Source organism: Bacteroides sp., assembly GCF_029057325.1.
In the GTDB taxonomy this organism is placed as follows: domain Bacteria; phylum Bacteroidota; class Bacteroidia; order Bacteroidales; family Bacteroidaceae; genus Bacteroides.
The window spans coordinates 1-27,000 of the sequence record NZ_JAICZW010000013.1 but is presented as its reverse complement, the minus strand read 5'-3'; the positions used below and the strand labels follow the sequence as shown (position 1 = coordinate 27,000).

25 protein-coding genes are annotated in these 27,000 nt (G+C 51.2%); 8 read left to right on the top strand and 17 right to left on the bottom strand.

Annotated elements, in window-relative coordinates:
• Window positions 1–19 precede the first annotated feature (19 nt).
• The 3 genes from K2G43_RS00715 to K2G43_RS00705 all read right to left on the bottom strand — a co-directional run bounded on the left by K2G43_RS00715 (window position 20) and on the right by K2G43_RS00705 (window position 2,573).
• A complete protein-coding gene (locus tag K2G43_RS00715; protein ID WP_065539597.1) occupies window positions 20–217 on the bottom strand; it encodes a helix-turn-helix transcriptional regulator in 198 nt (65 codons plus the stop codon).
• Between the two features lie 699 nt (window positions 218–916).
• The gene (locus K2G43_RS00710) at window positions 917–1,315 is read right to left on the bottom strand and encodes a hypothetical protein (RefSeq protein ID WP_065539596.1); all 399 of its coding nucleotides are present in this window, start codon (window positions 1,313–1,315) and stop codon (window positions 917–919) included.
• 22 nt (window positions 1,316–1,337) lie between these two features.
• Entirely contained in the window at window positions 1,338–2,573 is a 1,236-nt protein-coding gene (locus tag K2G43_RS00705; RefSeq protein WP_300152699.1) for a site-specific integrase, read from the bottom strand.
• A gap of 376 nt (window positions 2,574–2,949) precedes the next feature.
• Between K2G43_RS00705 and K2G43_RS00700 the strand changes: the two genes are divergently transcribed.
• From K2G43_RS00700 to rpmA, 5 genes are all read left to right on the top strand, one after another.
• Window positions 2,950–3,639, top strand: coding sequence for an HAD-IA family hydrolase (locus tag K2G43_RS00700; RefSeq protein WP_300152697.1), 690 nt, complete (start codon window positions 2,950–2,952; stop codon window positions 3,637–3,639).
• Entirely contained in the window at window positions 3,621–4,448 is an 828-nt protein-coding gene (locus K2G43_RS00695; protein ID WP_300152695.1) for a DUF3667 domain-containing protein, read from the top strand. The genes K2G43_RS00700 and K2G43_RS00695 overlap by 19 nt, the downstream gene beginning before the upstream one ends.
• Before the next feature lie 45 nt (window positions 4,449–4,493).
• Window positions 4,494–4,907, top strand: coding sequence for a hypothetical protein (locus K2G43_RS00690; RefSeq protein WP_300152693.1), 414 nt, complete (start codon window positions 4,494–4,496; stop codon window positions 4,905–4,907).
• Between the two features lie 471 nt (window positions 4,908–5,378).
• Window positions 5,379–5,696, top strand: a complete 318-nt coding sequence (gene rplU, locus K2G43_RS00685; protein WP_297641689.1) for a 50S ribosomal protein L21 — start codon at window positions 5,379–5,381, stop codon at window positions 5,694–5,696.
• Between the two features lie 22 nt (window positions 5,697–5,718).
• On the top strand, window positions 5,719–5,988 hold the full coding sequence (gene rpmA / locus K2G43_RS00680; RefSeq protein WP_297641687.1) for a 50S ribosomal protein L27: 270 nt from the start codon (window positions 5,719–5,721) through the stop codon (window positions 5,986–5,988).
• A 70-nt stretch (window positions 5,989–6,058) separates the two neighbouring features.
• On the opposite strand, the gene K2G43_RS00675 is transcribed toward rpmA, so the two are convergent.
• The 6 genes from K2G43_RS00675 to miaA form a co-directional block, all read right to left on the bottom strand.
• Entirely contained in the window at window positions 6,059–6,571 is a 513-nt protein-coding gene (locus K2G43_RS00675; protein WP_297641685.1) for an NlpC/P60 family protein, read from the bottom strand.
• Window positions 6,572–6,575: 4 nt separating this feature from the next.
• Entirely contained in the window at window positions 6,576–7,358 is a 783-nt protein-coding gene (locus K2G43_RS00670) for an ABC transporter ATP-binding protein (protein WP_297641683.1), read from the bottom strand.
• A 98-nt stretch (window positions 7,359–7,456) separates the two neighbouring features.
• Window positions 7,457–8,944, bottom strand: coding sequence for a DUF5687 family protein (locus tag K2G43_RS00665; protein WP_300152690.1), 1,488 nt, complete (start codon window positions 8,942–8,944; stop codon window positions 7,457–7,459).
• Between the two features lie 199 nt (window positions 8,945–9,143).
• The gene (locus K2G43_RS00660) at window positions 9,144–11,990 is read right to left on the bottom strand and encodes a M16 family metallopeptidase (RefSeq protein ID WP_300152688.1); all 2,847 of its coding nucleotides are present in this window, start codon (window positions 11,988–11,990) and stop codon (window positions 9,144–9,146) included.
• 176 nt (window positions 11,991–12,166) lie between these two features.
• Entirely contained in the window at window positions 12,167–13,093 is a 927-nt protein-coding gene (locus tag K2G43_RS00655) for a YegS/Rv2252/BmrU family lipid kinase (protein ID WP_300152685.1), read from the bottom strand.
• A gap of 147 nt (window positions 13,094–13,240) precedes the next feature.
• Window positions 13,241–14,161 (bottom strand): tRNA (adenosine(37)-N6)-dimethylallyltransferase MiaA, encoded by a 921-nt coding sequence (miaA, locus tag K2G43_RS00650; RefSeq protein ID WP_300152683.1) that lies wholly within the window; start codon window positions 14,159–14,161, stop codon window positions 13,241–13,243.
• Window positions 14,162–14,446: 285 nt separating this feature from the next.
• Here miaA and rfbA point away from each other — a divergent pair, with 285 nt between their 5' ends.
• Both rfbA and rfbB read left to right on the top strand, forming a co-directional pair.
• A complete protein-coding gene (gene rfbA, locus K2G43_RS00645; RefSeq protein WP_297641673.1) occupies window positions 14,447–15,319 on the top strand; it encodes a glucose-1-phosphate thymidylyltransferase RfbA in 873 nt (290 codons plus the stop codon).
• A 349-nt stretch (window positions 15,320–15,668) separates the two neighbouring features.
• Entirely contained in the window at window positions 15,669–16,808 is a 1,140-nt protein-coding gene (gene rfbB / locus K2G43_RS00640) for a dTDP-glucose 4,6-dehydratase (protein WP_297641671.1), read from the top strand.
• Window positions 16,809–16,901: 93 nt separating this feature from the next.
• Here the strand turns inward: rfbB and K2G43_RS00635 are convergent, their stop codons facing one another.
• Window positions 16,902–18,350 carry a tryptophanase gene (locus K2G43_RS00635; protein WP_297641669.1) on the bottom strand — a complete coding sequence of 483 codons (1,449 nt, stop codon included), beginning with the start codon at window positions 18,348–18,350 and terminating at the stop codon, window positions 16,902–16,904.
• A gap of 184 nt (window positions 18,351–18,534) precedes the next feature.
• Between K2G43_RS00635 and K2G43_RS00630 the strand changes: the two genes are divergently transcribed.
• On the top strand, window positions 18,535–19,437 hold the full coding sequence (locus K2G43_RS00630) for an AraC family transcriptional regulator (protein WP_297641668.1): 903 nt from the start codon (window positions 18,535–18,537) through the stop codon (window positions 19,435–19,437).
• Here the strand turns inward: K2G43_RS00630 and K2G43_RS00625 are convergent.
• The 7 genes from K2G43_RS00625 to K2G43_RS00595 all read right to left on the bottom strand — a co-directional run bounded on the left by K2G43_RS00625 (window position 19,362) and on the right by K2G43_RS00595 (window position 26,162).
• Window positions 19,362–19,736: a hypothetical protein gene (locus tag K2G43_RS00625; protein ID WP_300152680.1), complete on the bottom strand. Its 375-nt coding sequence runs from the start codon at window positions 19,734–19,736 to the stop codon at window positions 19,362–19,364. The genes K2G43_RS00630 and K2G43_RS00625 overlap by 76 nt on opposite strands.
• A gap of 134 nt (window positions 19,737–19,870) precedes the next feature.
• Window positions 19,871–21,304 (bottom strand): AAA family ATPase, encoded by a 1,434-nt coding sequence (locus K2G43_RS00620; protein ID WP_297641664.1) that lies wholly within the window; start codon window positions 21,302–21,304, stop codon window positions 19,871–19,873.
• Between the two features lie 169 nt (window positions 21,305–21,473).
• The gene (gene menA / locus K2G43_RS00615) at window positions 21,474–22,382 is read right to left on the bottom strand and encodes a 1,4-dihydroxy-2-naphthoate octaprenyltransferase (RefSeq protein ID WP_297641661.1); all 909 of its coding nucleotides are present in this window, start codon (window positions 22,380–22,382) and stop codon (window positions 21,474–21,476) included.
• 29 nt (window positions 22,383–22,411) lie between these two features.
• The gene (locus tag K2G43_RS00610) at window positions 22,412–22,621 is read right to left on the bottom strand and encodes a DUF3791 domain-containing protein (RefSeq protein ID WP_300152677.1); all 210 of its coding nucleotides are present in this window, start codon (window positions 22,619–22,621) and stop codon (window positions 22,412–22,414) included.
• Window positions 22,618–22,902 (bottom strand): DUF3990 domain-containing protein, encoded by a 285-nt coding sequence (locus K2G43_RS00605; RefSeq protein WP_300152674.1) that lies wholly within the window; start codon window positions 22,900–22,902, stop codon window positions 22,618–22,620. Before K2G43_RS00605 ends, K2G43_RS00610 begins: the two co-directional genes overlap by 4 nt.
• Complete coding sequence (locus K2G43_RS00600; protein ID WP_300152672.1) at window positions 22,899–23,165, bottom strand: DUF3791 domain-containing protein; 267 nt, start codon at window positions 23,163–23,165, stop codon at window positions 22,899–22,901. Before K2G43_RS00600 ends, K2G43_RS00605 begins: the two co-directional genes overlap by 4 nt.
• A gap of 21 nt (window positions 23,166–23,186) precedes the next feature.
• Complete coding sequence (locus tag K2G43_RS00595) at window positions 23,187–26,162, bottom strand: PEP/pyruvate-binding domain-containing protein (RefSeq protein ID WP_297641655.1); 2,976 nt, start codon at window positions 26,160–26,162, stop codon at window positions 23,187–23,189.
• Window positions 26,163–27,000: the final 838 nt, after the last annotated feature.

The window sequence follows — 27,000 nt, the reverse complement described above, 5'->3', positions numbered from 1 at the left end:
ATTTATACTTATGGTAGAGTTACGCTTTATTTATCAAATTCTGCACATCAACCTCCAATAAGGTCGCAATCTTTACTAATGTTGCCAAATCAGGTTGTGCCACATTGGAACACCATTTAGATACAGTTGACGGATTTTTACCTAATTGTTCTGCCAACCATTTGCCTGTTTTCTTCTTTTCGACAAGCACTATTTTAAGACGATTTATATCCTCCATTATAATCAATCTATTGAATTTAACGCAAAGGTATTTATTTTATCGGGAATAAAAGAATAATAGCCAAGAAAAATTCCCAACTTACTAATTATCCCGACTTCGGAGGGATAAGTTCGCAGAATGCGGCAAGGTTTTCGGGAGTAACCCGAAAGGTTTTGAGTTACTCAAAACATACCTTGCTGTGTCCAGAAGAATACAAGTCTAAAGTTTCAACTCTTGGCTTGTAATTGGGACTGCCATAACATAGGTAAGCAATATGGCGGTTGTCAAGTTTGTGGGCAATAAAGCTATACAGCCCGCATGTGTGCCTGCCGTATAGCCAGCAGGACAGCAAGCCGACCGGTCTGTGGCAAACATAGAATTGCTGTTTCTTTGAGGGAGGGATTCTTCCTTCTAAAAAAGAAACGGATAGCAGAGCTATCTATGCTCTACTATCCGTCTGAGTTTCCTGTTTCCCATCGGTCGGTCATCTCCTCTATGGGTACTTTACCTGTGCGACCTTGAAATATGCAAGTTTTTTCGGATCAATACATTCGAAGTATGAGAGGAAGATTGTTCCGAAAACGGCTTGCCGCTTGAACTTGCAGATTTCATAAGGTGTTCGCACATACCTTTGTAACCATAGAGGAATGAACGTATGATGGGAATTTCATACATGGGTACATTTGAATGTAGCATCATACCCACATCTATACGCATTTAGTTATGTCCATACTTATTTTCATTCATACATTCGTGCGTATGCACATTCAAAAACAGTACGCCGTTTCTTGGCTTGGTTGCGAGTTTGTTCATTACACACTCTCTAACCTTGTATGCTCCCAATGTATTTAGTCGAAAAGATAGAGCAACAATCATCAGGAGTGCATAAACATCTATGCTTATTCCATTGGATAATTTGATACATCTTTGTACCTCACATTCATCAAGGATTCCGCTTTTGTATATGGCTTTGATATTACCTCTTAAAATCGAATATTTGATACCGAACAGCTCAATCAATTCATTTGTGTTCATCCAAATGTCATTGTTCGTTGTGCTCGGGAAATGGATTCTTCCATATTCACCCATTGTTATGATGTTTCTTTCTTGTTTCATCGTTTCTTGGTTTTAGAGGTTGTTAAATGGCTTTACAAATAAAAGTCTCCAGCGATTCTATTTGCTTGGATAGATTCTCAATATCATTGCTTACCTTCTCGGCTGTAATCTTTGCATAAATTTGAGTGCTTCGTATGCTTGTATGCCCCATCAATTTGGATAGCGTTTCAATGGGCACTCCATTGGATAAGCAAATGGTCGTGGCGTATGAATGCCTGCTTTGATGCCAACAGACGTTCTTTTGAATTCCGCATAGTTTAGCCACAGCCTTTATCCCATGTCGGCAATTGGCATAACAGGGTACAGGCAACAATTTATTGCCTTCCGCCAGACTTTGATACTTCTCGATGATATGTTTGGCAGTGTCGAGCAATCGGATATTGGTTTCCGTTCCCGTCTTTTGTCGATTGGTCTTAATCCATAAATGCCCATCGAATGATGTTTGTAAATTGTCGGTTGTGAGATTATACATATCCCTCCAACTCAATCCGCTGAAACAACAGAAAATGAAAAGGTCTCTAATCAGTTCGTAACTTTTCTTCTTGAATGTTCCGTTGATAAGCATCGTGATTTCTTCTTTGGTTAAGAATCCTCTTTTGGTTTCTTCCTTTGTAATACGATAAGCATAAAACGGGTCGCGTTGTAACCAACCGTTGTTGATGGCTGTATATATAATACTGCGGAACGGCATCATATACGACCATACGGTATTGGTGCAATGATTCTTCTCAGTACGGAGGAACAACTCGAAGTCGGTGATGAATGCCGGGGACAGCTCACGCAAGGCAATATCGCTTACCTTGTAGCGATGCTTGATGAATTCTTCCAAATGGTCGTAAACGGTGCAATACTTCCAATAACTGCGTTGGCTTTTCATCTTGCCCACTTGTCTGGCGTAATCTTCATTGTGCTGTCGAAATACAGCAAGCAGGGTTTTATGGTTTTGTCCCATACCCAAGAAAGCATTTCTGACCTTCTCTGCAGACACATAACCATCCCTATCCATAATTTCTTGATAAACCTTGTTGATGCCTATTCTGATTTTATCCAACATTCGGTTGGTTTCTTGTGCAACAATGCTTCTTCCCGACATTCTGCCGAGACTGACATTCCATAACTTTTCCTCTACATCCAGTTTGCAACTGAATTGGGAAATCTTGCCGTTTACGGTGATGCGGCACATCACAGGCACAAGCCCGTTCTTTTTCGGGGCATTGCGTTTGAGATAGAATAATACTCTGAAAGTGCTTCTGCTCATAACTCTACTTTTTTGTTTGCGAAATTATTACTTGTAGAGTTGAGTGACGATAGGCAAAACACAGCGTATCGGTGCAAAAGAATCAGCCGAAGCGAAACAGGAACGAAGATATGAGAAATTTTCCTATATTTGCAACTGCAATCGCTTAACAAACATTGCTATTCAATCAGTTACAGCAACCAATATACTCCATTGAAATCAAGAATCAAAGTAATGGTATAGTAACGAAACTTTGTCATTTCTTGGCTTTTCATTGGCATTTGATGGTATTGTAACATCTTGGCAAATACTGTTAAATCGCTAACAGACAACATTCTTTCCCCATTTCGCATTCACTTTCGCTTCTTTGTTGTATCTTTGCCGCCAAAAAGCGATAATGAGCTACATAACCTATCTTTTCGACTTCGATTACACCCTTGCCGACTCCTCTCGGGGCATCGTCCTCTGCTTCCGGAATGTACTGACCCTCAACGGATATACGGAAGTGACGGATGAACAGATAAAACGTACCATCGGCAAGACATTGGAAGAGTCCTTCTCCCTGCTGACGGGAGTGACCGATGCCTGCCGGCTTGCCGACTTCAAGGCAGCCTACGTGAAAGAGGCGGATACGCACATGACGGTCAACACCTTCCTGTTTCCCGAAACGGAAGCCGTGCTGACGGCGCTGAAAGCGTCGGGCGCACGCATCGGCATCATTTCCACCAAATACCGCTATCGCATCCGTGAACTGCTTGACCGGCATTTTCCCGAAGGCTTCATCGACATCATCGTGGGCGGCGAGGACGTGAAAGCCGCCAAACCGTCGCCCGAAGGGCTGCTCTTCGCCATCGGGCAACTGCATGCCGACAAAGCCTCTACCTTATATATAGGTGACAGCACCGTGGATGCGGAAACGGCACAGGCGGCCGGAGTGGACTTTGCTGGCATCACCCACGGCGTGACTACCCGTGAAGAGCTTGCCGCCTATCCGCACCTCCTGATATCAGACACTTTGGAAGAACTTCCGGGACTGCCGCTTTATCGGCTCCCGTCCCCTCCACCGTTTTGCGGAAAAAGAGACTGATAAGCGTCTGGCAGCTCCTGATCCTCTTGCCTCTGCTTGGGCTTTCCTACGTGGAGGGAAGCGATGTCTATGTCTTCAAGCCCTTTTTCGTACTGGCATTGTGGGGCATCCTGCAAAAAAGGAGGATGCTACCCGACAAGGTGAAAGCCTTCATTGAGCCCGCATGGCATCCGTGCGCCGTGCGCTTGCGCGCCTTCCGCATCAGGCTGATACAAGGGGGAAAGGTTCCACCCGCCGACAGCGGAACCTGCACCTGTCTGAATTGCGGCACCACCTATACCGGCAACTATTGCAGCCGCTGCGGACAGAGCCGCCACACGTCCCGCTTCCGGTTGAGCAATGCGTTGACAAACATCGCCGGCGGTTTCTTCAACATTGACCACGGTTTCGGACGCACCCTGCTGGAGCTGCTTTACCGCCCGGGCTACATGATGGCAGACTACATCGGCGGCAAGCGCGCAAGGTATTTCCGCCCGTTCCAGACTCTCTTCATCCTTGCCGCCCTCTACATCATGACCGTGCAACTGGTGGATCCGGAAGCCCTGCGCCTCGGTGAAAAGCAGGCACAGACCGAACAAGAAGAAATCGTCATCACCCAAAAGAAACTCAACCGAAAGTTGGAGCAGACCGATGACCCGAAGGAAAAGGAAAGTATCGCTGCCGGAATGGAAATCTTGGAGGACTATAAGGACGGATTGGACGAAAAGGACGAGTACACCTCTGTTATGCGGATGGTCGGACCGGGTCCCATTGATGACGGCCCCATTGATAAGTTCGTCAAAGACTCTTCGGAAATGGGGAAGAAGTGAGAAAAGTTCTTTCAAAACTCCCCTTTCCTCCAAAAAGTATGGGACTTGCTGAAGAGTTGGGCGCACGGCAACAAGGCGTTCCGCATCATCGCCAGCCTGCCTCTGTTCGCCCTTGCCACCCAACTGGCTTTTTACCGCAGGAAGCGCAAGCGGAACTACAACACCACGGAGCACCTCTTCATACAGGCCTACATCGCCTGCCAGATACTTCTGCTGAGCATTGTCGTGCTGCCCTTCAACGGCTACGCCGAGGTGGACGACCTGTACGAACTGCCCTTATGGATGATACTCGCCCTGTTCTGTTGGGACTACAAGCAATTGTACCGCTACACCTGGTGGCGAAGCTTTTGGCACACCATCCTCATGCTGGTTTATAGCCTTGTGCTGATCATCGCCTTTGCTTTTCTTGTCATTATGCTGATGCTGGCAGGCATCTACGTATTGAAATATACGGTGTAACAGAGAAATGTGACTACCAATATCGCTACCATGGTTTGGAAGTCTGACTTTCAGGTTTTGGTAGTCAGGCTTCCGGGCGGTGGAAGCCACAATTCCACGCTTTGGTAGCCACAGTTCCACGTTGTGGAAGCCACGCTTTGTGATTCTCGATGATTTGCGTATATCGCGGCTTATGCATTTAAAGGAATTATTCGGGAGGTATCGGCCGATACTCAGCCTTGTATAAGATAGACTATTGGCTTTTAACTCCTAACGGAGCGAAGCGGAGTGATTACTCCCGAATAACTCCTTTTAACTCCTTTAAATGAAAGTGCCGTGGTCGTAGAAAGAAAAAAAAGCATAGGAACATTTGTCCGTTCGAAATAAAAGAAGTACTTTTGTGCCCGATTATTCCGCACCGGGTCTGATGAAGTGTTTTCTAAGTGATTAGAGACCACCCGACGGAGCTAACTTATACATTATATATAAGAAATGTACGCAATTGTAGAAATCAACGGTCAGCAATTTAAGGCAGAAGCTGGCAAGAAGCTGTTTGTACACCACATCCAGAATGTAGAAAATGGTGCGACAGTAGAATTTGAAAAGGTTCTTTTAGTGGACAAAGAAGGTGCTATCACAGTAGGCGCTCCCACCGTAGAAGGTGCAAAGGTTGTTTGCCAGGTAGTATCACCGCTGGTAAAAGGCGAAAAGGTTCTTATCTTCCACAAGAAAAGAAGAAAAGGTTATCGCAAGTTGAACGGTCATCGTCAACAATTCACAGAGTTAACAATCACAGAAGTAGTAGCTTAATCAATTAAAACAGTAAGAAGAAATGGCACATAAAAAAGGTGTCGGTAGTTCTAAGAACGGCCGCGAATCACAGAGTAAGAGATTAGGCGTTAAGATATTTGGTGGCGAAGCTTGCAAGGCAGGTAACATCATCGTTCGTCAAAGAGGTACTGAATTCCACCCGGGCAACAACATCGGTATGGGTAAGGACCACACTCTTTTCGCTTTAGTAGATGGGACTGTACAGTTCAAAGTTGGTAGAGAAGACAGACGTTATGTATCTGTTATTCCTGCTGAAAGTGCAGAAGCGTAAGTTTCCGAACAAGAAATAATAAGAGAAAGAAAGAGGGATGCAACTTTGATTGGTTGCATCCCTCTCTTTTTTATTTCACTCTTCCTCCGCAAAGCCAATGGTCGGCATAGTATTTTTCCTTAAGGCTGCTGACGATGACTCCACGGGTGCTGCTGGCGTGAATAAACTTGCCGTCTTTCAGGTAGATGCCTACGTGTCCCACCCTCTTGCGGGAGTTTCGGCTGGTGAAGAATACCAAGTCGCCTTCGCGCAGAACACTGCGTGAGATTTTCCGGGTCTCTTTCAGCTGCCCGTCCGTGCTTCGTGACAATCGGGTGTGATAGACTTTCTTATATAGTTGTGACACTAAGCCCGAACAGTCCGTGCCGCGTTTGGTGTCGCCACCGGCGCGGTAGGGGACACCTATCCATTCGGAAGATTCGATGTAGAGCTTGTGGTTGTCGTGCAGGTCGATGTCTGTTCCCAGACGGATGGATGCTTGCGCCAGTGCTTTGTAGTCGAGGCGCGGAGCGGAAGTCCGGCAGGAGCTTAGGCCGATTAAGATGCCGGCAAGGATAACGCCGTAAGAAAGGGCTCGTTTCATGTGCTTACAGGGTTTGCTTTCCGTCTTGGTTTTCTTCTTCCATTCTCTCTTCTTCCTGTGTCTCCTCTTCCTTTATCTCTTCTTCTACGGAGACATTGAAGTAGGCTTCCAGCTCTTTTTCGGCCGAATTGTGTTCGTTACGGATGTCGCGGATGATGACACCGTTCTCCAGCAAGGCGATGCGCGGGCATACGTCCACCGTGTGGTTCAGGTTGTGACTGGAGATGATGACGGTGGCGTTATGCTCTTCGTTGTACCTCTTCAGCAGGTGCTTGATGACCGATTGCGAACTGGGGTCGAGGAAGTTGAACGGTTCGTCCAGTATCAGCAATTGCGGGTGGTGGAGCATGGCGGAGATGATGCCTATCTTCTGCTTGTTTCCGGCAGAGTAGTTGCGGATGTACTTCTTCTGTCCCAGCACCTCGCCGTTCATGAAGCGCTCGAAGGGGAGCAGGCGTTCGTCCACCTCTTCCTTCTTCAGTCCGTACATCCGGCCGATGAAATAGAAATACTCTTCGGGGGTGAGGTAGTCTATCAGGAAGCCGTCGTCAATAAAGGCGCCGGTGAACTCCTTCCAGTCCTCGCTTTTGCAGACATCGATGTCGTTGATGGTCACGTTGCCCCGGTCGGCTTGCAGCAGGTCGAGGATGAGGCGGAAGAGGGTGGTCTTTCCGGCACCGTTGTTGCCCACCAGTCCCAGCATGTCGCCCCGGCGGATGGTGTAGTTCTCTATATCTACGGCTCTCTTGTCGCCGAAGTTCTTCTGTAAATTGTTTATCTGAATCATATTATTTATTAAGTTGACGAGTTAACAAGTTAACCAGTTTACGAGTTTACAAGTTGACAAGCTTCCTTGTTTCCTTGTTCCCTCGTATCTATTCATTCTCATTGTCTGCTGTTACGGAATCCCTCCATGTTCTTGTAGCGGCGTTTCATGAAGCGGTGATAGACGTTTTTCAGCCAGAAGCGGGAGGTGAGGATGAAGAGGGCGCCTATGACGAGCAGTATCCAATAGGTGACGGTGTCGCCCCACAGGGCTTTCAGAACTGCATTCAGCAACATGGGAACCAGGAACGAGGCGCCCGATATGAGGTTCTGCCAACCGGTTCCCATGTTCTGGCGACTGGTCATCTTGGCGTTCAGGTCAACGGTCTTGGTGTTGAACACAGCCAGTTGGAACAGGCAGAAATAGACGCAGCCCACCACGAACACCGCCCACGAGATGCAGCTCAGTACGGAGAGTTTTCCCGTCACGATGGCGGGAATCATCAGAATCAGCGGTATGAGGATGGCGATGCCATACAGCGTATATTTGGCACGCAGCAGGGTGTAGATGGACTCCTTGCGGCTCATCAGTCCGTCGATGTAGTTTCCCTCGTAGCTCATCAGGGTGGAGAGGAAGAGCATGCCGAAGATGATGAAGTTGTAAATCAGGATGAAGTCTTTCATGCCCGTTCCGTCATATACCTCGGTGAAGCTCAGCAGGCAGCTGAAGGCGATGGTGATGATGGCAATCATCCGCAGGCCGTTTTTGCACACTTTGTTGCGCAACATCATCTTCAGTTCCAGCCGCATGTATTCGCCTATCTCGCCGTAGCGGTCGAGGAACTTGTATTCGGACACGTGTTTCACCTTGGTGTCTTCCACCCGGTTCACCTCGTCGTAAACCAGACGGACCATTACCTGACGGTTGACGAACCACATAGCGGCGATGGCTGCCAGCATGCCAAGGAAGGTGAGCGCGTTGCCCGTGATGAATCCTTCGCCCAAATCGACGGAGAGGTCGAACAGCGGACTGTCATCGGGGATTAGCAGAGCGGCGGCAATGCCTCCATATACCAGCAAGGGGAGGAGTATCCACCAGAGCCGTTCGCCCATCAGCGTGCGGCACAGCAGGTACCAGTAGTTGTTGAACACCATCAGCAGCCAGATGCCGATGCTATAGGTCAGTACGCCGGTCACGCCGTAGAAGCGGGTGACGGTGAGGATGGCAAAGGGGACGAACATAAACAGCCAGATGAGGTTGAAGCTACTCATGCCGGAGCGGACCAGCAGGCAGTCGATGAGGTTGTTTCGTTTGACGGGCAGCAGCAGGTAGGGCTTCATCTCCTGCGTGGGCAGTTTTTGGAAAGGCATGCGCATCAGGAAGTCCAGTGCGAGGACAAATATCAGTCCGGCGTTCATCACATGGTAGGCTTCCCGTGCTCCGCCGTCGAATCCGAAGGCGAACAGGGTGCCGAAGAATATCAGGTAGCCTGCCCAGAAGATGGCCATGAAGTACATCCAGAACTCTCCGAATTTGTTCTTTTCGTACATCGGGTGCCGTTTGTTGGCGAGCTTCCCGTGCTTGCGCAGTTCTAAGAAAAGGTTCATAATGGTTGGGGTATGTGAGGAAGGTGTTATTCGGGAGTCTTGCATTTATTCTTCAGACGCGGATTAGGCGGATTGAGCGGATTTAATTTTTATCTGCTAAATAAATAATCCGCTTTATTATCCGCTAAATCCGCGTCTGAGAAATGAAAACAAGCTTTATGAAAAAGAGTCATAATAACTCCTTCTCAAAAAATAAAGTTTATTTCTCTTCGGGCACCGTCATAATGACCGTAATCTTGTTGCCCTGTTTCAAGAGGCTGTCGGTAAACTCTTGCATATCTTTGATGGTGATGCGGTTCACGATATCCTCATATCCTTCGGTTTCGTCGATGCCGGTGCTGAAGTACTCGTCCAAGTTGCTCAACCAGTAGCCGTTTTCCTTCTGGTTATCTTTGTGCTTCTTCAGCATGTACTCTTTCACCTTCTGCAAGTGTTCGGTGGTAGGACCTTCGGTGGCAACCTTTTTCAGTTGTTCGTCGATGATTCCGTTCAGGTGCTTTCTCTTTGCAGGGTCTGTCTGGTAAACGATTTGCAACATGAATTCTTCTTTGGTGTCTTTGGACAAGCTGCCGTAGGAACTTACGCCGTAAGTGCCTCCCTCTTTCTCGCGCACTTCTTCGGTATAAACCATGTTGAGTACTTGCGAGAGGACGCTCATGCGGATTTTGTTTTCAAGGTTGTACTTGCAGGTTCCGGTGTAGAGCATGAAGTTGGTGGCCATCGGGGTCTGTTGCTCCTTGGCATATTCGTTCACGAGGATGCCTTTCTGCGTGTCCACATGGTTGTCGCGGATGGTTTCAGGAGCGGCACCGGTAGCGGGCAGTGTGCCGAGGTATTGTGCAATCAGCGGCTTGGCCTTTTCCAGATCGATGTTGCCCACGAAGTAGAACTTGAAGTCGCTTGCGTTGGCGAAGCGTTCTTTGTAGAGAGCCAGCACGCGGTCGTAGTCAATCTGGTCTATCAGGTTTGCTTTCAGGCTGATGACACGCGGATGGTTGTTGTACATCATCTTCATGATGGTGTCGTTGATAGAGGCGAGCGGGTTGGCTTCCGAGCTTTCCAGCTGTGCCTTCATGCGGCTCTTGAAGGAGGCGAATGCCTCTTCGTCTTTGCGGGGAGCGGTGAAGTTCAGGTAGGTGAGCTGCAACATCGTTTCAAAGTCCTTGGGCGAGCAGTTTCCGTTGACGTACTCCTGAGTGCCGCCCACACCTGCATTGACAGAGACTTTCTTGCCGGCAAGCAGCTTGGTCAGGTCCACGCGGCTGAAGTTGCCGATACCGCCGGCAGCCACCAGGCCGTTCATGATGCTTTGGTTGAAGTTTAGTGCGTCTTTGGTGTCGAAGAGGCTGTTACCGCCGCAGCTGTAAGCCTTCATGCGGATTTCGTCGGCCTTGAAGTCGGTCTGTTTGATATAGACCTTCACGCCGTTGGAGAGTGTCAGCTCGGTTGTTCCGTAGATGCAGTCCGGTTTTTCGGAAACGATTTTGCCTCCTTGGGGTGCTTCTTTCATCAGCGGTTCGTTGGAGACTTTGTCTTCATACGCTTTCACGTCCCATGCCTTCATCTCTTTCAGCATAGCCAGCACCTCTTCCTTGGTGGGGTAGGTCATGCCTTCTTTCTCGGGGGCGGCGATGAATACTACTTGGTTGTTATCGGGAATCAGTTGTGTCTGGCACACTTGGTTGATGACAGCAACCGGGATGTTGGGTGCCACCTGGTTCATGGTGCTGTATTCGAATTCGATGCCGGGGATAGGCTCTGCATCGAGGAAGTGGCGTACATATTCGCGCACGTAGCCGTCGCTCTTGCTCTTCTCGCGTTCGGCGTAGGCAGATTCCAAACGTTGCAGGTAGTTGGCGCGCGCACGTTCGTATTCCGATTCGGTGAAGCCGAAGCGGCGTACCCGTTCCACTTCTGTCAACACGGCTTTCAGCGCTTCCATGATGCCGTCTGCCTTGCTGCCTGCGCTCACTTCGAAGGCGTCTTTGGTCTTGGAGAGGAAGTAGCTGCCATAACCGGCTCCGGCATAGACGAAGGGCGGGTTTGCCGACTGTCGGAGTTCGTTCAGGCGGCTGTTCAGCATGCTGGTAATCATGCTTGTCACATAGTCTTGCATCAGGTAGCCTATGTTTCCTTTTTCGGAGTCGGGAGTGGCTTCGTGCTTGAAGTAAATGCTGAGGCTGGGGTCGTCCACCTCTTTGTCCTTACCTATATAGATAAGGGGTTCCTGATTGTCGGGCACGGGGAAGTAAACCCGTTCTGCCGGGTTGACGGGTGCCGGGATGTCGGCGAAGATTTTTTTGATTTTCTGTTCTATCACATCCACGTCGATGTCGCCCACGATGATGATGCCTTGCAGGTCGGGACGATACCATTTGTGGTAGTAGTCGCGGATGGTCTGGTAGGCGAAGTTGTCGATGACATCAATGCTGCCGATGGGCATGCAGTCGGAGTACTTGGAGTCGGGATACATCACGGGTTGCGCTTCCGTATAGAGGCGCATGATGCCGCTGTTTCGGCTGCGCCACTCTTCGTGGATGACGCCGCGCTCCTTGTCTATCTCCTTGTCTTCCAGCAATACCGCGTTGCTCCAGTCGTGCAGGATGAGGAGGCAGGAGTCCACGATGTTTTCGTTTTCGGCAGGCACGTTGCTGATGTTATACACCGTTTCGTCCACGCTGGTGTAGGCGTTCAGGTTGGTGCCGAACTTGATGCCTTTGCTTTCGCACCAAGCTACGATGCCCAGGTTCTTGTCATCGCCGGGGAAGTTTTTGGTGCCGTTGAAGCACATGTGCTCCAGGAAGTGCGCCAAGCCGCGTTGCTGCGGTTCTTCCTGAATGGCGCCCACCTTCTGGGCGATGTAGAATTCCACCCGGTGTTCGGGCAGGGCGTTGTGGCGGATATAGTAGGTCAATCCGTTGTCTAACTTGCCGATGCGTACCTTCTGGTCCACCGGGATAGGCGGCATCTGCTGGGCAAATGCCTGCTGGAAGTTGCAGCAAACTATCAATACTACAATCCATAAGTTACGTAATAGATGTTTCATTTTCTGATAAATTAATTGTTATTTTTATTATCTGTCGGAAGAAAGGGAAAGTAATCACAGGAGCGGGGAACTTTTTTAGGAGAATTCCTGACTTTATTACTTTATTTGATAAGCCTGCTTCATAAGTACCGATATTGATGAGGCACCTCAATGAAAATTCGTCCTGCTGTTTCCTGTTAGTTGGGTATGATGAGCGTTATCGCTTCGTGCAGTATGCCTATCTCCAGCGGGAAGTGTCGGTCTAGGATACGTCCGTCTAGATCTACAGAGGCATTTTGCGCACGCAACACTTTCACCTTTTGTGTGCGGTAGGGCATTACCACCTTATGGTTCAGGATTCTACCCTGAATCAACAGCCACAATCCCGACCAAAGTTGCAGTAGTTCGGGACGGTAGATGACCGAAACGTCCAGCCAGCCGTTGTAGGGAACGGCGCTTGGTGCCTGTCCGTAGCCCCAGGCGCTTCCGATGCAGACGGTCATGATGCGTCCGCGGATATGCTCACCGTTGATTTTGAGGTGCATGCGGTACAGCTTCCGTTCGAAGATGATGGATAGCAGTGCCATGAAATAAGAGAGGAACTTCACTCCCCAGAAACGTTTGCATTGGTCGGTGATTTTCACGATGCGTGCGCCCAGTCCGATGTTGATGGCGTTGAGGAAGTAGCGTGTCAGGTGCTCTTTGCCGTCGTAGTAGTGGCAGGTGCCCACGTCAATCTTCCGGCGACGGTTGTTGAGGATGCAGTCCACCGCCTTCTTATAGTCCGAACTCATTTCCCAATAGTTGGCGAAGTCATTGCCTATTCCGTTTGGAATGATGCCGATGGCGATGTTCTCCTTGTCGGGCGCGTTGGAAAGCATGATGCCGTTGATGACATCGTTCAGTGCGCCGTCGCCGCCCACCACCACGATGGTGCGGTAGCCGTTGTTGGCGAGGATGCCTGCCAGACGTTCCACCGATCCGAACCCTTCGGACTGCACGTAGTCGTAGGTCACACCTTTGCTGTCCATGTATTCTTTGATTTCTTTCCACCGTTTCTGCACTTTCCGGGTGCCGGCTTTGGGATTGTATATCACTCCCATTTTTTCGGGTGCTGCATTCATATCATTGTTCCTTTCAGTCAATCAAACATTCTTGTATTGTATGTGATTCACGGCCTTGCCGCCAAAGATAGTGTAATTTGCAGACAAAACGTTCAAACACGCTTGAAAAAGTTTTGCTTTGTGGACGATAATCTTTGCCCGGAAGGGTTAGATTCCGTCGAGTCTGGCCTTGACGAAGGCTATCTTTTCTGCCATCGGCAGCCGGGCATCCATCCAATGGATGGTGAATCCGCGGCGCTCCATGCCACGGAACCAGGTCATCTGCCGTTTGGCAAACTGATGGATGGCTGTCTCCAGTTGGCCGAACATCTCTTGGTAGTTCAACTCGCCGATGGTGTAAAGCGTCAGGTACTTGTATTCCAGTCCATAGTAGATAAGGTCATCCGGCCGGATGCCTTGCGCCAACAGTTGCCGCACTTCGTCCACCATGCCCTCTTCCAACCGTTGGTGCAGGCGTCGGGTAATCTTCTCACGCCGCAATTCCCGGTCGATGTCCACGCCGATGACGAGGCTTTTCAGTGCCGGAAACGAGCGCTCGTCCACCGGAGTGCGGGCGTAATGCTCTTCGATTTCGATGGCGCGTATGGCCCGTTTGGCGGTATCCACATCTGTGGTGTTGTGCAGGCTTTTGTAGGTTTTCAGTATTTCGGTCAGTTCTTCCAACGATTTGCCGGACAGGCGGGCACGCAGTTCCGGATTTTCGGGCACGGGCAGCAACTTGTAACCTTTCAGCACCGATTCCAGGTACATGCCAGTTCCTCCGCAGACAATGGGCAGGCAACCTTTCTGTCTGATGGCTTCGTAGGCGGTCAGGAAGTCGCGCTGATATTCGAAGACATTGTATTTATAGCCGGGGTCGGCGATGTCGATGAGGTGATAGGGGATCTGTTTCCCGCAGACGGTATAGTCGGCAAGGTCTTTTCCGGTGCCCAGATCCATTCCCCGGTAAATCTGCCGCGAGTCGGCGCTGATGATTTCCGTATGTAGTTCGGCGGCGAGTGCCGCGGCAAAAGGTGTCTTTCCCGAAGCGGTGGGGCCTAAGATGGCGATTAAATCATAGTCAGGCATGTGAATTGAGTATTGATGAATCCAACCGCAAAGATAATGCAAATTTCATACGGTTCGGCACACAGCTGGCTTCTTTTCATTTAACTCCCGTAAATGAAAAAGCCGTGAAGCCGTGCTAAAAAATAGCTTGATTTATTTTGTACTGCATTCGGTTTGCCTTATCTTTGTGCCGTAAAACAGCAAGTCAGAGCCGTGGGGCTTCGTCCTCCTTCTTATTTGATTCTCCAGTTGAAGAAGTCATTTATTCTTCACTTTTCTTGAAGTGCAACCGAAAAAGAACTGAATATGAAAGGAATTATTCTTGCAGGTGGCAGTGCCACTCGTCTTTATCCCTTGTCGAAGGCTATCTCGAAGCAGATAATGCCTGTTTACGACAAACCGATGATTTACTATCCGCTCTCTACACTGATGCTGGCGGGAATCCGTGAAGTACTTATTATCTCTACGCCGCGCGACCTTCCGATGTTCCGTGAACTATTGGGGACAGGGGAGGAGCTTGGCATGTCTTTCTCCTATAAGATTCAGGAGCATCCCAACGGACTGGCACAGGCATTTGTGCTGGGTGCGGAGTTTCTGAACGGTGGTCCCGGCTGTCTGATTCTGGGCGACAACATGTTCTACGGGCAAGGTTTTTCCGCCATGCTGAAGCGCGCCGCTTCCATTGACCGGGGTGCCTGTATATTCGGCTATTATGTGAAAGACCCTCGTGCTTACGGGGTAGTTGAATTTGATGCCGAAGGCAAGGTCATTTCCATCGAAGAGAAACCGGAGAACCCGAAGAGCAACTATGCCGTTCCCGGACTCTATTTCTATGATTCCACCGTGACGGAGAAGGCTGCCGCCTTGAAACCCTCTGCCCGTGGTGAATACGAAATCACCGACCTCAATCGCCTTTATCTGGAAGAAGGCACGCTGAAGGTGGAACTTTTCGGCCGTGGTTTTGCGTGGCTTGATACGGGAAATTGCGACAGCCTGCTCGAAGCCAGTAACTTTGTCTCTACCATTCAGAACCGTCAGGGCTTCCGTGTCAGCTGCATCGAGGAAATTGCTTGGCGCAAGGGATGGATTGATGTCAACCAACTCTATCATTTGGGCGAGCAGCTCGGAAAGACCGAATACGGTAAGTACCTGATGGAATTGGCGGACTCTAAACGTTAAAATTTCAGATTTCAGATTTATAATAGGAGTATCAAGTAAGTCGTAAGTCAAGAATCATAAATCTGAAATCATAAATCTATAAATCACCCGTTGGCGGAATTAATTCGCAGGCCTGCTTTCCGATGTTACTTAACATGCTGATTGCCAGATGCTGAAAAGTGGGTTGACAGACACTTGTGTTCAACGTGACAAACACTTGTGTTCAAGCTGACAGACACAAGTGTTTGAGACGACAGATGCAAGTGTCTGTCAAGCCGGGGAATATAGGGGAAAATTGCAGAAGTTATTTCCTTGCTGATTTAATCCCGCCAACAGGTTATAAATCATAAATCTATAAATTATAAATCTAATGAAGACTTATCTCGTAACAGGCGCCGCCGGATTTATCGGTGCCAACTATATCAAGTATATTCTCGCGAAACATGCGGACATTCGTGTGGTGGTGCTCGATGCACTGACATACGCAGGCAATCTGGGAACCATTGCCCGGGATATTGACGATACCCGTTGTTTTTTTGTTAAAGGTGATATCTGCGACCGCGCCCTTGCCGATGAACTTTTTGCCAAATATAAGTTCGACTATGTGGTGAACTTTGCTGCCGAGAGCCATGTGGACCGCAGCATCGAGAACCCTCAACTCTTCCTTATCACCAACATTCTGGGGACGCAAAACCTGCTGGATGCCGCCCGCCGTGCCTGGGTCACCGGGAAGGATGCGTCCGGTTATCCTACTTGGCGCGAAGGGGTCCGCTACCATCAGGTCTCTACCGATGAGGTTTATGGCTCGCTGGGTGCCGAGGGTTACTTTACGGAGCAGACTCCGCTCTGCCCCCACAGTCCCTACAGCGCCAGCAAGACCAGTGCCGACATGGTGGTGATGGCCTATCACGACACTTACAAAATGCCTGTTACCATCACCCGCTGCTCCAACAACTACGGTCCTTACCATTTTCCCGAGAAGCTCATCCCGCTCATCATCAAGAATATCCTCGAGGGCAAAAAACTTCCCGTCTATGGTGACGGAAGCAACGTGCGCGACTGGCTCTATGTGGAAGACCACTGCAAAGCCATCGATCTCGTGGTTCGTCAGGGAGTGGAAGGCGAAGTATATAATGTGGGTGGTCACAACGAAAAGACCAATCTGGAAATTGTGAAGCTGACCATTTCCACCATCCGCCGCTTGATGGAAGAGAAGACCGAATACCGTGCTGTCTTGAAGAAGCAGGTGAAGGATGCCGACGGCCGGATTGACATCAGTTGGATAAACGAGGATTTGATTACCTTTGTCAAAGACCGTCTGGGACACGACCAGCGTTATGCCATCGATCCCACAAAGATTACGAACGCCTTAGGTTGGTATCCCGAAACGAAGTTTGAGGTGGGCATTGTCAAGACCATCGAATGGTATTTGAACAATCAATCCTGGGTGGAAGAAGTGACCAGTGGCGATTATCAGAAGTACTACGAGCGGATGTACGGAGCGCGATAGACGATTTCCCCGTCGGGATAAAAAAGGAGAGTGTACCAAGATCTGTTACAAGATTTATTATGGTACACTCTCCTTTTTTATGTAGGCGTGGCCTTACAGGCTATCCCCGAAGTCTTTGCGGTACTTCTCAGCCAGCCGTTCCTGCCAGTAGTCGATTTCCTTCAAGCGACCGAAGAAGAAGCGGAGCACGGAGGGCTCTTCCACCCACTCCAGTCCGCCAATGAGCGAGCGGTTGTCCCACAGCCACTTCACGCGGTCAGCCACATACTTCAGTTGCGACAGTGTATAGACACGGCGCGGAACGGCGAGGCGTAGCAGCTCCAGTTCGGCGTAAGGCTCCGACCCGTCCGGGTTGCGCTGTTCCGACAAGGTGCCGCGCTCCATACCGCGTATGCCTCCGGCTATGTACATGGCGGCAGCCACGGCTCCGGCGGGATATTGTCCGTGGGGCACGTCGGGGCAGAAGGCTCCTGCATCCAGGTGGCAGCCCAATCCTCCGGCAGGCAGGATGACGGGGACGCCGTAGTCGGTCAGCTCCTTGGCCAGGTAGTTGATGAATTCAGGACCTTGGTTGATGTACTCCATGTCAAGCGACTCGTACAGTCCCTGCGCCATCGCCTCCATGGTGCGCACATCGATGCCTCCGTAGGTGAGGAAGCCCTCGTAGAGGGGGATGTACTCCATCATGCTGCGGGTATATTTGGGATCTTTCGAAGTGATGATACCGCCTTTGGCAAAGCCCAACTTGCGGGCGGAGAAATAGATGATGTCGAAATGGTCGGCAAGAAGGTGGTAGATATCCTTGGTGTCCATATACTTGCAGCGCGCCTCGCGGGTCTTCATAAAATAGACGTTGTCCTGCAAGAGCGAGGCGTCGAGGACGGACTTCACGCCCATGTCGTGGCAGATGTCGGTCACGGCGAGCATGTTCTCCAATGACACGGGCTGGCCGCCGATGAGGTTCGTGCCCGATTCCACGCGGACGAACGCCACCTTTTCGGGACCGATTTCGGCGATGCGGCTACGCAGATTCTCCAGGTTAAAGTTGCCCTTGAAGGGGTCGTTACTTTGCGGAAGCAGGCCTTTCGAGTCAATCAGTTCCTCCACCGAGCCGCCCACGCGGGTGATGTGTGCCTTGGTAGTGGTGAAGTGGAAGTTCATCAGCGCCACCATGCCGGGCTTCACGAACGCCTCGGCCAGGATGTTCTCACAGGCGCGTCCCTGATGGGCGGGCAGCACGTTGTCAGTGCCGAACACCTCCTTTACTGCCGCCTTCACGCGGTTGAAGGTCTCCGAACCGGCGTAGGAATCGTCGGCGTGCATCATGGAAGCAAACTGGAGGTCGGACATGCCGTTTACGCCCGAGTCGGTCAGCATATCGAGGTAGATATCTTTGTTCTGCAACAGGAAGGTGTTGTTGCCTGCCGCTTGTATCTTCTTCAGGCGCTCTTCAACGGGCAGCAGCGAGAGCTTCTGAATCATGCGCACTTTGTGCATCTCGAGCGGAACCTGGTTCTCGCTCTTGTAGAATTTTACAGCCATATTCTTGTTTTTTTAGTTCGACTTTTTCGCAAAGATACGCAAAGGCCGATGCGCATACGGACACATATTGCGGCAAAATCTACCTTTTTTATCGTTCTTTCTATTGGCATACCTAAATTACCTACCGATATTACGGATAAGACCCATAATCAACCTATATTTGTACCAAAATTAAAGAAGATTAATGTATAAAAAGGTAGAAACGATAGAAAACATAGACCGATTCAACCACTATTTTCATCAGCCCACCTACCATCCGCTGGTCAGTGTGGGCCGTTTGCAGGACGCCGACCTCTCGCTGTTCGACCCGACGGACTTCGGCATGTACTGCGTGGTGCTGATGGAGGTGGACTTCGGCGAACTGGTGTTGCGCGACACCTGCATGCACTACCGTTCCGGGACGATGTTCACCATGAAGCCCGGCGACGTGGTGTCGATGAACCTCAATCCTCGGGTGCGCCCCCACGGGCTGATGCTCGCTTTCCGTCCCGAGCTGCTGAACGGCACAGGGCTGGGCCGCGACTTCTACATGTTCAACTTCTTCGACTACAAGGTGGCCGATGCCTTGGAACTGTACGACGTGGAGCGCCGGGTCATCGTGAACTGCTTTAACAACATCAGCACCGAGCTGCGTGCGCCCGACGACGAGTTCACCAGCCACATGCTCCGTCTGGGCATCGGCCAGATGCTCACCTTCTGCCGCCGCTTCTACGAGCGCCAGTTCGACACACGCGCCATGCACCCGTCCGACCTCGTGCGCCGTCTGGAAGCGTTGCTCGACGGCTACTGGGGCGGAAGCGGTGAGCCGGCTCGTCGGCAGGGACCACCCACCGTGGCGTGGTGTGCCGAGCAGTTTCACCTGACACCGAGCTACTTCGGAGACCTTCTGCGCCGTGAGATGGGGGTGACGCCTCAGGTCTTCCTGCAGGAGAAACTGCTGGAACGGGCCAAGTCGATGCTTGCCGACGGCGAGCTGACGGTGAACGATGTCGCCCTGCGGCTGGGTTTCACCTATCCCAACCACTTCGCGCGGTTCTTCAGGCAGAAGGCGGGCATGTCGCCTACAGAGTTCAGGAAGCAGTTGTAGGGTGGGGAAGGCTGTCCGGAGCCTGCATCCGCTGCCGAATGCAAGTCTTCAGATAAGGTGTCGGCTTCCATGAGGATTGCATCATCTTCGGTAGTGCTGCACGAAAGCAAGAGATTCTTGTATTCGCCCACCAGTTCGCGCTGGATACCTTTAGGAATGATATGTTCTACGGATTGTTTCCTGCCTTCGGAGTCTTTGAATATGCGCAATCCGCAATAACAGCATAATCCGCCCTGTTCCTCGTACATTTGATGCTTGAGCTCCCACAAATGAGGAATAACCTTTATGTCTCTCACCATTTTCCAAAGTCTTTTTCCACTAAGCCCGGAGTGTACATTGGGGTCGAGAAGGCTCTGCTCGTCAAGTCTCTGAGCTTGCAGTTCTTGCTGATGGCGAATAGCGACTGATGTTGTGAAGTTTTTGGTTATGAGCCTCATTTGCCTATGATTGCTAAACGGTTAATGATAGCGCGAAGACGCACAAGCTCCGGTTGTGTGCGATCGGTTTCCGATTCAAGCTCTGAAAGTAGAGCCTCTGCCTTGGAGAGTTCTTTTGCAGACACGCATGCTTCGATATCTTGTATTTTCGACATAACGGCTTCTGTACGGTTGGCAGCCTCCATGTTTTCTACCATAAGACTATTGGCATCAATGCCGTATGTGCGGTGGACACTAAATGTACGCACATTGTTCTCGACATGCATGTTATACACAATATTTTCAGGTTTATTCTCTACTCCGGAAAGGACTAATGGAGAGTGCGTACTGATGATGAACTGCACACTTGGGAATGCCTTTTGGAGTCGGGAAAGAATCGATTGCTCCAGTTCCGGATGGAGATGAAGGTCTATTTCGTCTATAATCACAATGCCGGGAAGGTCGGTCGTGATGCCATTGCTCAGCAGGAACGAGCGATAGGCGATGTCGAGCACCATAAAGAAAAGACGTTTGTAGCCTGCTGGAAGATTGAGGAACGGAGGGTTCATTCCGTCGCGTGTCTGGAGGCAAAGTCCACTCTCTTCATAGACGCTGACAAAGAAATCTGTTACTTCTATGTTTTTGTCGCCCTTAGAAAATTTAACCAAGCAGTTCTGAATTGCTTGAATCTCATTGTCATAACGGGCTTTTTCGCGCTTTGCATTCTCAAGGCGTGCTTGGTGCAGTCTTATATCCTCTTCATATTCGGTGCCATTTATTATATTTTGTGCTTTGAATATCTCGCAATTTCGCAATGCCGATTCCTCATGGGCGATGGCGCGGTTTGCTCTGTCCCACAATGTCCAAATCTTGGAAAGACGGTTTATCCAAAGGTCGGAATAGGCTGTTTCTTCATCCCAACCGAGGTAGCCAAGATTTCGAAGGGACATCTCTGTCTCGCTGAGTTCTGTCTTTTTGATGACATGAGGGAATCCGTCTGAGAAGTATGCGAACATAGGCAGTTTGCCTGTCTCTTTGATGCGGTTTTTCAATAGAGAAAATGCCTCTGCAAATTTGCTTTCTTGTATCTTGAAGGTTGAAGTGGAAGCATACATGTCCCAATCAAGCACAGTGCCTTCAAATGTGGCATTCGCGTGAATATTTACCATGGGATAAGGAAGCCCGGTCTTGGGGTCTCTTACCAAATCTTCATCTTTATTATAGTTGCGTGGTTTTAGGTCGGAGAAACCTGCTCCAAGGTTGAGTGCATTGTTATCCTTCTCTTCCTTCTCTCGCTTGAAAGCAAAACTAAGAGCCTTGTGTATGGCGTGAATCAGCGTTGTCTTGCCTGAGCCATTCTTGCCAAATAACACGGTCACTCCTGGCGCAAACGAAATTCGGTAATCATGGAAACAACGAAAGTTCTGTATGTGGAGTTCGTTTAATTGCATACTGGTTACTTCTTATAGATAATGGGGTAAAGTTACATGCTTTTTTTAAAGAAATGTGTCATAATACAAAGATTAACCTTCATAATGCAACATATCAATGAATTGCAAGCTTGAATTGTGGTACGGCGGCGAAAAGCGGTTTTATCGGAAAAGCCGTTAAACAGGAGCATCACGCCATCGCCACCGCCAGCAACACTCCCAGCAACAGCATGTTGCGCGAGGTCTCGCCCAGAATGCTGTTCAGCTCCTTGCCGCTACCTATCCGCACCATCCGTCGCCAGGTCAGCGCGTGCAGGCAGAGGTAAACGCAGGGTGCCCAGAGGAACTCCGTCGGGGTCAGCCTGCCCGTGTGGACAAACCACAGGCAGAGCAGCGTGGCGGCGATGCCTAATGCCAAATACATGTTTTCACCGAACCTCTTGCCGTAGCGTACCACCAGTGTGCGCTTGCCGCTCACGGCATCTTGCTCGCGGTCGCGGTAGTTGTTCACCATCAGCAGGCAGTCGATGGTGAGCCCGCTGACAAGCGACAGAACCGCTACATCCATGTTCAGTGCAAGTGCCTGCACATAGTAGGTGCCGCCCACGGGCACGAAGCCGAAAAACACCAGCACCAGCACGTCGCCCCATCCCCGGTAGGAGAGCAGTGTGGTATAGAGGAAGGCGAACAGGATGCACACCGTTCCCAGTGCCACCAGTTCCCAGCCTCCATAGGGCAGTTGCCCCCGGACGCTGAACAGCACGCCCAATCCGGCGAAGCAGGAGAGCAGCAGCGTCAGCCCGATGCCCCGTCGCATGGCACGGGGCGTAATCCAGCCTTCGGCACAGGCGCGCTGCGGCCCCAGGCGGTCTTCGCGGTCGGCTCCTTTCAGGAAGTCGAAGAGGTCGTTGATGAAGTTGGCGGCTATCTGCATGGAGCAGGCGAAGAGCGCGCATAGCAGGGCGGGCGTACTCTTGAACTGCCCGTCGCCGAAGGCGAGGGCGCTGCCCAGCAGCACGGGGATGATGGCGCCCGTCAGTGTCTTGGGACGGGCGGCGAGCAGCCAGGCAAGGGGGGAGTTGGGGGTGATGGTTCTCATGAGGTTGTATGGTTTGTCGAGGGGGAGTTTTATTCCTGTTTCTGCTGAAGTTCCAGCATGATTTCGTCCACGATATAGGCATCGCTCATCAGGTGAAGCCCGTAGCGGGGGGTGTGGAGCATGGTGCATACATCGTTGCCGTAGAATATGCTGAGGGCACGCTCCGGCTTTATGTCAAGCCGTTCGGCAAGCAGCAAGATGATTCGGGCTATCTTGCGCCAAAGCAGGATTTCGTTCATAGGATGCCTCCTTTCTCTTCGAGGGTGATGGGATGGCTGCCCACGTGATGCAGGCGGTAACCGTCGGTAAGGGTGCCTTCAAGGTCGAATTCGTAGATGTTGAGCCACGCTTCAAGGGGATGGCTCCCTTTTTGGCGGCTACTCAGGATGATAGCCCATGCCTCTGCCTGTTCGCGGAGGCGGGTGAGGTAGAATCCCTGTCCGAAATCGAGGTTCTTTCTTCCTGCGCTGACCAGCGGGGCGGGCACACGGAAGGGGGAGCCGTGGTAGAGGGTAATCATGCGCTTTCTCCTTTCTCCGTGGAAGTGCGGTCGGCTGCTTCCCGGTTTTGCAGGGTTTCCGTGATGTCATCGGCTACCCAGTCTATGCTTTGTGTATGCAGTAAGTCGTAAAACTTCAGGATTCGTTTCCTGAAGAGGTCTTGTTTCTCCAGCCTTTTCTGCATTTCGGCGGGAGAGATTCCCAACTTCTTTGCCCCGGCTTCTATGGCCAGTACGGCGAAGTGGATGCGGTCGGCTTCGGGGGTGGTTGTATGGTTTGACATGTTGTAATCTCTTTTATTTGTTTAACGATGGACTTCCGGCCTCAGCACCACCCCCAGCTTCTTCTTCCCGTCCATCTTGACGATGAGCGGCCGGTCGAAGTGCACGTGTCGCAAGTATTTGGTCTCGTGCAGGGCGGGCTGTGCGTTCAGGAACTCCTGATTATATATCCCGTCGTTCATGAAGGCGTTGATGGTGAAGTAGCCCACGCCGAAGGAGGTCAGGTTCTGGAAGAAGTGCGTGCCCTGGCTGGGGTCCACCCGGTAGTTGGTCAGCCCGGCTTCCACGATGATGCGGGCGGCACTGATGTGGGGCCACTTCACGGGGATGCCGAGCCAGGTGTCGCTGCTGCCCCAGCGTCCGGGGCCTACCAGCACGTAGTTCTTTCCCTCGTCCAGGAATTGCTGGTTCAGCTTCTCTATCTCCCAGGCTATCTCCTGGTTGTGGGAGGCGCTATAGTCGTCGGTCTTCACATAGACGATGTCGTAGAGTTCGTTCATGATGCCATGTCCCAGCGAGTTGTTGGAGCGGAGCAGCACCTGGTCGTCGGGGATGGTGGTCAGGTCTTCGTCCAATACCTCTTTCGTATCTACTATCGGGCGGATTTGCAGCAGGTAGAAGGTGCCTGTCTTGTCCTTCTCGCGGCTCAGGTTGGCGGCGAACTCTATCTCCACGGGGCGGCGCATCTCCTCTTGCCCGTATTTCAGGGCCAGTTGCAGGATGCGGGGCAGGGGGAACACGTCGTGTTGCAGGATGTTGGCGAAGGTGATGACCTTGCGTCCGCCGGGATAGAGCCCGTCGCGGATGATCTGGTCGTAGGGGTCATAGGTGGAGGCGATGTAGTTCAGCGCCCCATCCTTTTCGGCCTCCTTGACGTGCAGTTTCAGCAGGTTGAAGCCGTCGTCGATGGAGAAGTCGTGTCCGGCGTTGCGCAGGTCGAGGGCGTAGAAGCGGGTCTGGGTCTCCTTCAGGGCAATCTCCATCTCGCTGGTCTGTAGCACCTTGTTGGGGTGGTAGGGTGAGAAGCGGAGCGTCATGCCGCCGTCCACGATGTATTTGCCCAGTCCCAGGGCGAGGTTCACGGTGCCCTCTTCGGCCTTCTCGTCGCCTAAGGGGTAGTAGTTGAGCGAGCGGGCCACGCCCGACATGCTGGGGTAGTAGCGGTCGCCATACTGGTTGCCCACCACTTCTTGCAGGATGACCGCCATCTTCTCCTGGTCGATGACGTTGCTGGTGGCCTGCATGTAGGCCTTCGAATCGCGGAAATAGACCGAGGCATACACGCCCTTGATGGCATCGCTCAGCATGCGCAGCATCTCGTACTTGTCGTCCAGGTAGGGAATCATGTAGGTGTTGTAGATACCGGCAAAGGGCTGGTAGTGCGAGTCTTCCAGCAGCGAGGAGGAGCGGATGGCGATGGGCGACTTCACCACGTCGAAGAAGGTGAAGAAGTCTTCCACCAGCCGGTCGGGCAGTTTTGCCTTGAGGAAGTAGCGCAGGATGACGTCGTCGTCCACATCCGACAGGGCCACCTGATAGAGGTTGTTCGTTTCCATGAACTCGTCGAACACGTCGGTGCAGAGCACGATGGTCTTGGGGATGGCGACACGGGCGTTCTCGAACTCCTCGAACTCGGGATGACGCTTCACCAGGTTGTCGATGAAGGCCAGTCCGCGCCCTTTGCCTCCCAGCGAGCCGTCGCCGATGCGGGCGAAGTTGGAGTAGCGGTCGAAGCGGTCGCGCTTGAAGATGGCCACCACGCCCTGGTTCTTCATCTTGCGGTATTTCACGATGGCCTCGAAGATGATGCGGCGGTGGGCATCCACGTCCTGCAGGCTGTTCCACGTGATGGGACGCAGGAACTCGGCCACGGGAAACATGGCACGCGAGTAGAGCCAGCGGCTGACGTGGTTGTGGCTGATGTGGTAGAGGAAGGACTCGGCGGGAATGGCGAACAGGATGTTCTGCAGTTCCTTCAGGTTTTTCACCCTCGCTATCTCTTCCCGCGTCTCCGGGTTGCGGAAGATGAAATCGCCGAAGCCGAAGTTCTCCATGACGATGCGGCGCAGGTCCACATCCATCTTCTTGGAGTTCTTGTCGATGAAGGCGGCCTCGTACTTGGCGGCATACGCCACGTTGTCCGATTCGCTGGACTGGATGATGAGGGGCACGAACGGGTCTTCCTTGCGGATGGCGGCACACAGCTTGATGCCTGCCAGGCCGTCTTTCTCGCCCCGCTCCACGCGGGGGAAGCGCACGTCGGTGATGACTCCCAGTATGTTGTTCTTGTATTTCCCGTAGAGTCCGATGGCCTCTTCATACGTACGTGCCAGCACTATCTTGGGCCGTCCGCGCATACGCAGCGTGCGTTGGTGGGCGTTCAGCGCTTCGGTAGAGAACTCCTGGCTCTGCTTCAGTACGAACTTGTAGAGGTTGGGCAGGATGGAGGAGTAGAAGCGGATGCCGTCTTCCACCAGCAGGATGAGCTGCACGCCCACTTCGTTCACGTCGTGCTCCAGGTTCATCTTGTCCTCTATCAGCTTGATGATGGATACCAGCAGGTCGGTGTTTCCCAGCCAGCAGAACACGTATTCGAAGGGACTGAGGTCTTCATGCGCGATGCGTTTGGTGATGCCGTGGCTGAAAGGGGTCAGTATCACCATCGGAATCTGCTCATACAGGCTTTTGATGTGGCGCGCCACGTCGAAGCTGTCGTTGTCGCCCGTGCCCGGCATGCAGATGATGAGGTCGAACGAGATGGTGGAAAGCTGCGCCAAAGCCTCTTCGCAGGTGGTGGCTTGGGTGAAACGGGGCGGGTAGCGCAAGGAGAGCGAGGTGTATTCGTTGAATATCTTTTCGTCGATGCGGCCGTCGTCTTCAAGCATGAAGGCGTCGTATGGGTTGGCTATCAAGAGGATATTGAAGATGCGGCGTGTCATCAGGTTGGCAAACTGCGTGTCCTTGAAGTATAGCTGGTTCAATTTAAACTTGCTGAGCATGGTTTCTGCTATTTAATGGGTTTCAAGACACAAAAGTAATAGAAATCAGGGCAAAAAGAAACGTTTTGTGCCCGTTTTTTTTGCTTTCGTACGCATTTGCGCTATTATGCGGCGGATTGCGCAGTTTTACGTCCTGAGAGGAGGTGCCGGTTGCAGTCTTACGACCGTTTTTTATGGGAAAACCTTCGTTTGTCGCCTCCATCGTTTCTTCGTGTTTTTCTGAATGTAAAATGTTTTCCTTCCTCTTTCCGCAACCGGAACGTGCCGGTGGAAGAACTTGCTCTTTCCTGCTTTTTTCTCGGTTCTTCCTGCCTGCATCTTATCCCACCCCTACCAGGGCCTATTCGGCTTCGGACGTTCTTCGGACAAACTCCACTCCCTAGGACCGAAGAATGTCCGAAGAACGTCCGAAGAAACACCGAAGAAACTACGAAGCAGAAAAGGACCGGACAAGATGCGGGCGGGAAGGACAGCGTGTGGCGGAATTTCCGGGAGGAAAATGAATTATGTAAATATTTACGACTTTAAACTCCTCTAACTCCCTTAGATATAAAAGCCGTGCTTCTCCCACAAATTGTGCCGGTCAATGCTTGCTTTATTCTCCGATTCTTCTTGTCTCTCGACCGCTATGCCGGACTCCATGCCATGAGGGAGGAGAACCGAACGCCGGATGGCTTTGTATGAAGAGGGGAAACCTGACGTTTTAGTATTAATAAAATAAAAAAATGGCGAAGCGGCGCTGAGGATTGAAAAGTTTCCCTATATTTGCAACGTCATTCGTTGACACTTTGATTGAATAACTTAAAGCTAATAAGGTATCAACCTTTAAAACGTATTA

Bases quoted from the DNA above. Each gene is read 5' to 3' on its own strand.
- K2G43_RS00625 (WP_300152680.1), bottom strand. From the start codon at position 19,736: ATGGTGAGAGACATAAAGGTTATTCCTCATTTGTGGGAGCTCAAGCAT.
- K2G43_RS00665 (WP_300152690.1), bottom strand. From the start codon at position 8,944: ATGAACCTTTTCTTAGAACTGCGCAAGCACGGGAAGCTCGCCAACAAA.
- rfbB (WP_297641671.1), top strand. From the start codon at position 15,669: ATGAAGACTTATCTCGTAACAGGCGCCGCCGGATTTATCGGTGCCAAC.
- K2G43_RS00675 (WP_297641685.1), bottom strand. From the start codon at position 6,571: ATGAAACGAGCCCTTTCTTACGGCGTTATCCTTGCCGGCATCTTAATC.
- rfbA (WP_297641673.1), top strand. From the start codon at position 14,447: ATGAAAGGAATTATTCTTGCAGGTGGCAGTGCCACTCGTCTTTATCCC.
- K2G43_RS00620 (WP_297641664.1), bottom strand. From the start codon at position 21,304: ATGCAATTAAACGAACTCCACATACAGAACTTTCGTTGTTTCCATGAT.
- K2G43_RS00700 (WP_300152697.1), top strand. From the start codon at position 2,950: ATGAGCTACATAACCTATCTTTTCGACTTCGATTACACCCTTGCCGAC.
- miaA (WP_300152683.1), bottom strand. From the start codon at position 14,161: ATGCCTGACTATGATTTAATCGCCATCTTAGGCCCCACCGCTTCGGGA.
- K2G43_RS00660 (WP_300152688.1), bottom strand. From the start codon at position 11,990: ATGAAACATCTATTACGTAACTTATGGATTGTAGTATTGATAGTTTGC.
- rpmA (WP_297641687.1), top strand. From the start codon at position 5,719: ATGGCACATAAAAAAGGTGTCGGTAGTTCTAAGAACGGCCGCGAATCA.
- K2G43_RS00710 (WP_065539596.1), bottom strand. From the start codon at position 1,315: ATGAAACAAGAAAGAAACATCATAACAATGGGTGAATATGGAAGAATC.
- K2G43_RS00605 (WP_300152674.1), bottom strand. From the start codon at position 22,902: ATGATTACCCTCTACCACGGCTCCCCCTTCCGTGTGCCCGCCCCGCTG.
- rplU (WP_297641689.1), top strand. From the start codon at position 5,379: ATGTACGCAATTGTAGAAATCAACGGTCAGCAATTTAAGGCAGAAGCT.
- K2G43_RS00630 (WP_297641668.1), top strand. From the start codon at position 18,535: ATGTATAAAAAGGTAGAAACGATAGAAAACATAGACCGATTCAACCAC.
- K2G43_RS00600 (WP_300152672.1), bottom strand. From the start codon at position 23,165: ATGTCAAACCATACAACCACCCCCGAAGCCGACCGCATCCACTTCGCC.
- menA (WP_297641661.1), bottom strand. From the start codon at position 22,382: ATGAGAACCATCACCCCCAACTCCCCCCTTGCCTGGCTGCTCGCCGCC.
- K2G43_RS00705 (WP_300152699.1), bottom strand. From the start codon at position 2,573: ATGAGCAGAAGCACTTTCAGAGTATTATTCTATCTCAAACGCAATGCC.
- K2G43_RS00610 (WP_300152677.1), bottom strand. From the start codon at position 22,621: ATGAACGAAATCCTGCTTTGGCGCAAGATAGCCCGAATCATCTTGCTG.
- K2G43_RS00635 (WP_297641669.1), bottom strand. From the start codon at position 18,350: ATGGCTGTAAAATTCTACAAGAGCGAGAACCAGGTTCCGCTCGAGATG.
- K2G43_RS00670 (WP_297641683.1), bottom strand. From the start codon at position 7,358: ATGATTCAGATAAACAATTTACAGAAGAACTTCGGCGACAAGAGAGCC.
- K2G43_RS00655 (WP_300152685.1), bottom strand. From the start codon at position 13,093: ATGAATGCAGCACCCGAAAAAATGGGAGTGATATACAATCCCAAAGCC.
- K2G43_RS00595 (WP_297641655.1), bottom strand. From the start codon at position 26,162: ATGCTCAGCAAGTTTAAATTGAACCAGCTATACTTCAAGGACACGCAG.
- K2G43_RS00715 (WP_065539597.1), bottom strand. From the start codon at position 217: ATGGAGGATATAAATCGTCTTAAAATAGTGCTTGTCGAAAAGAAGAAA.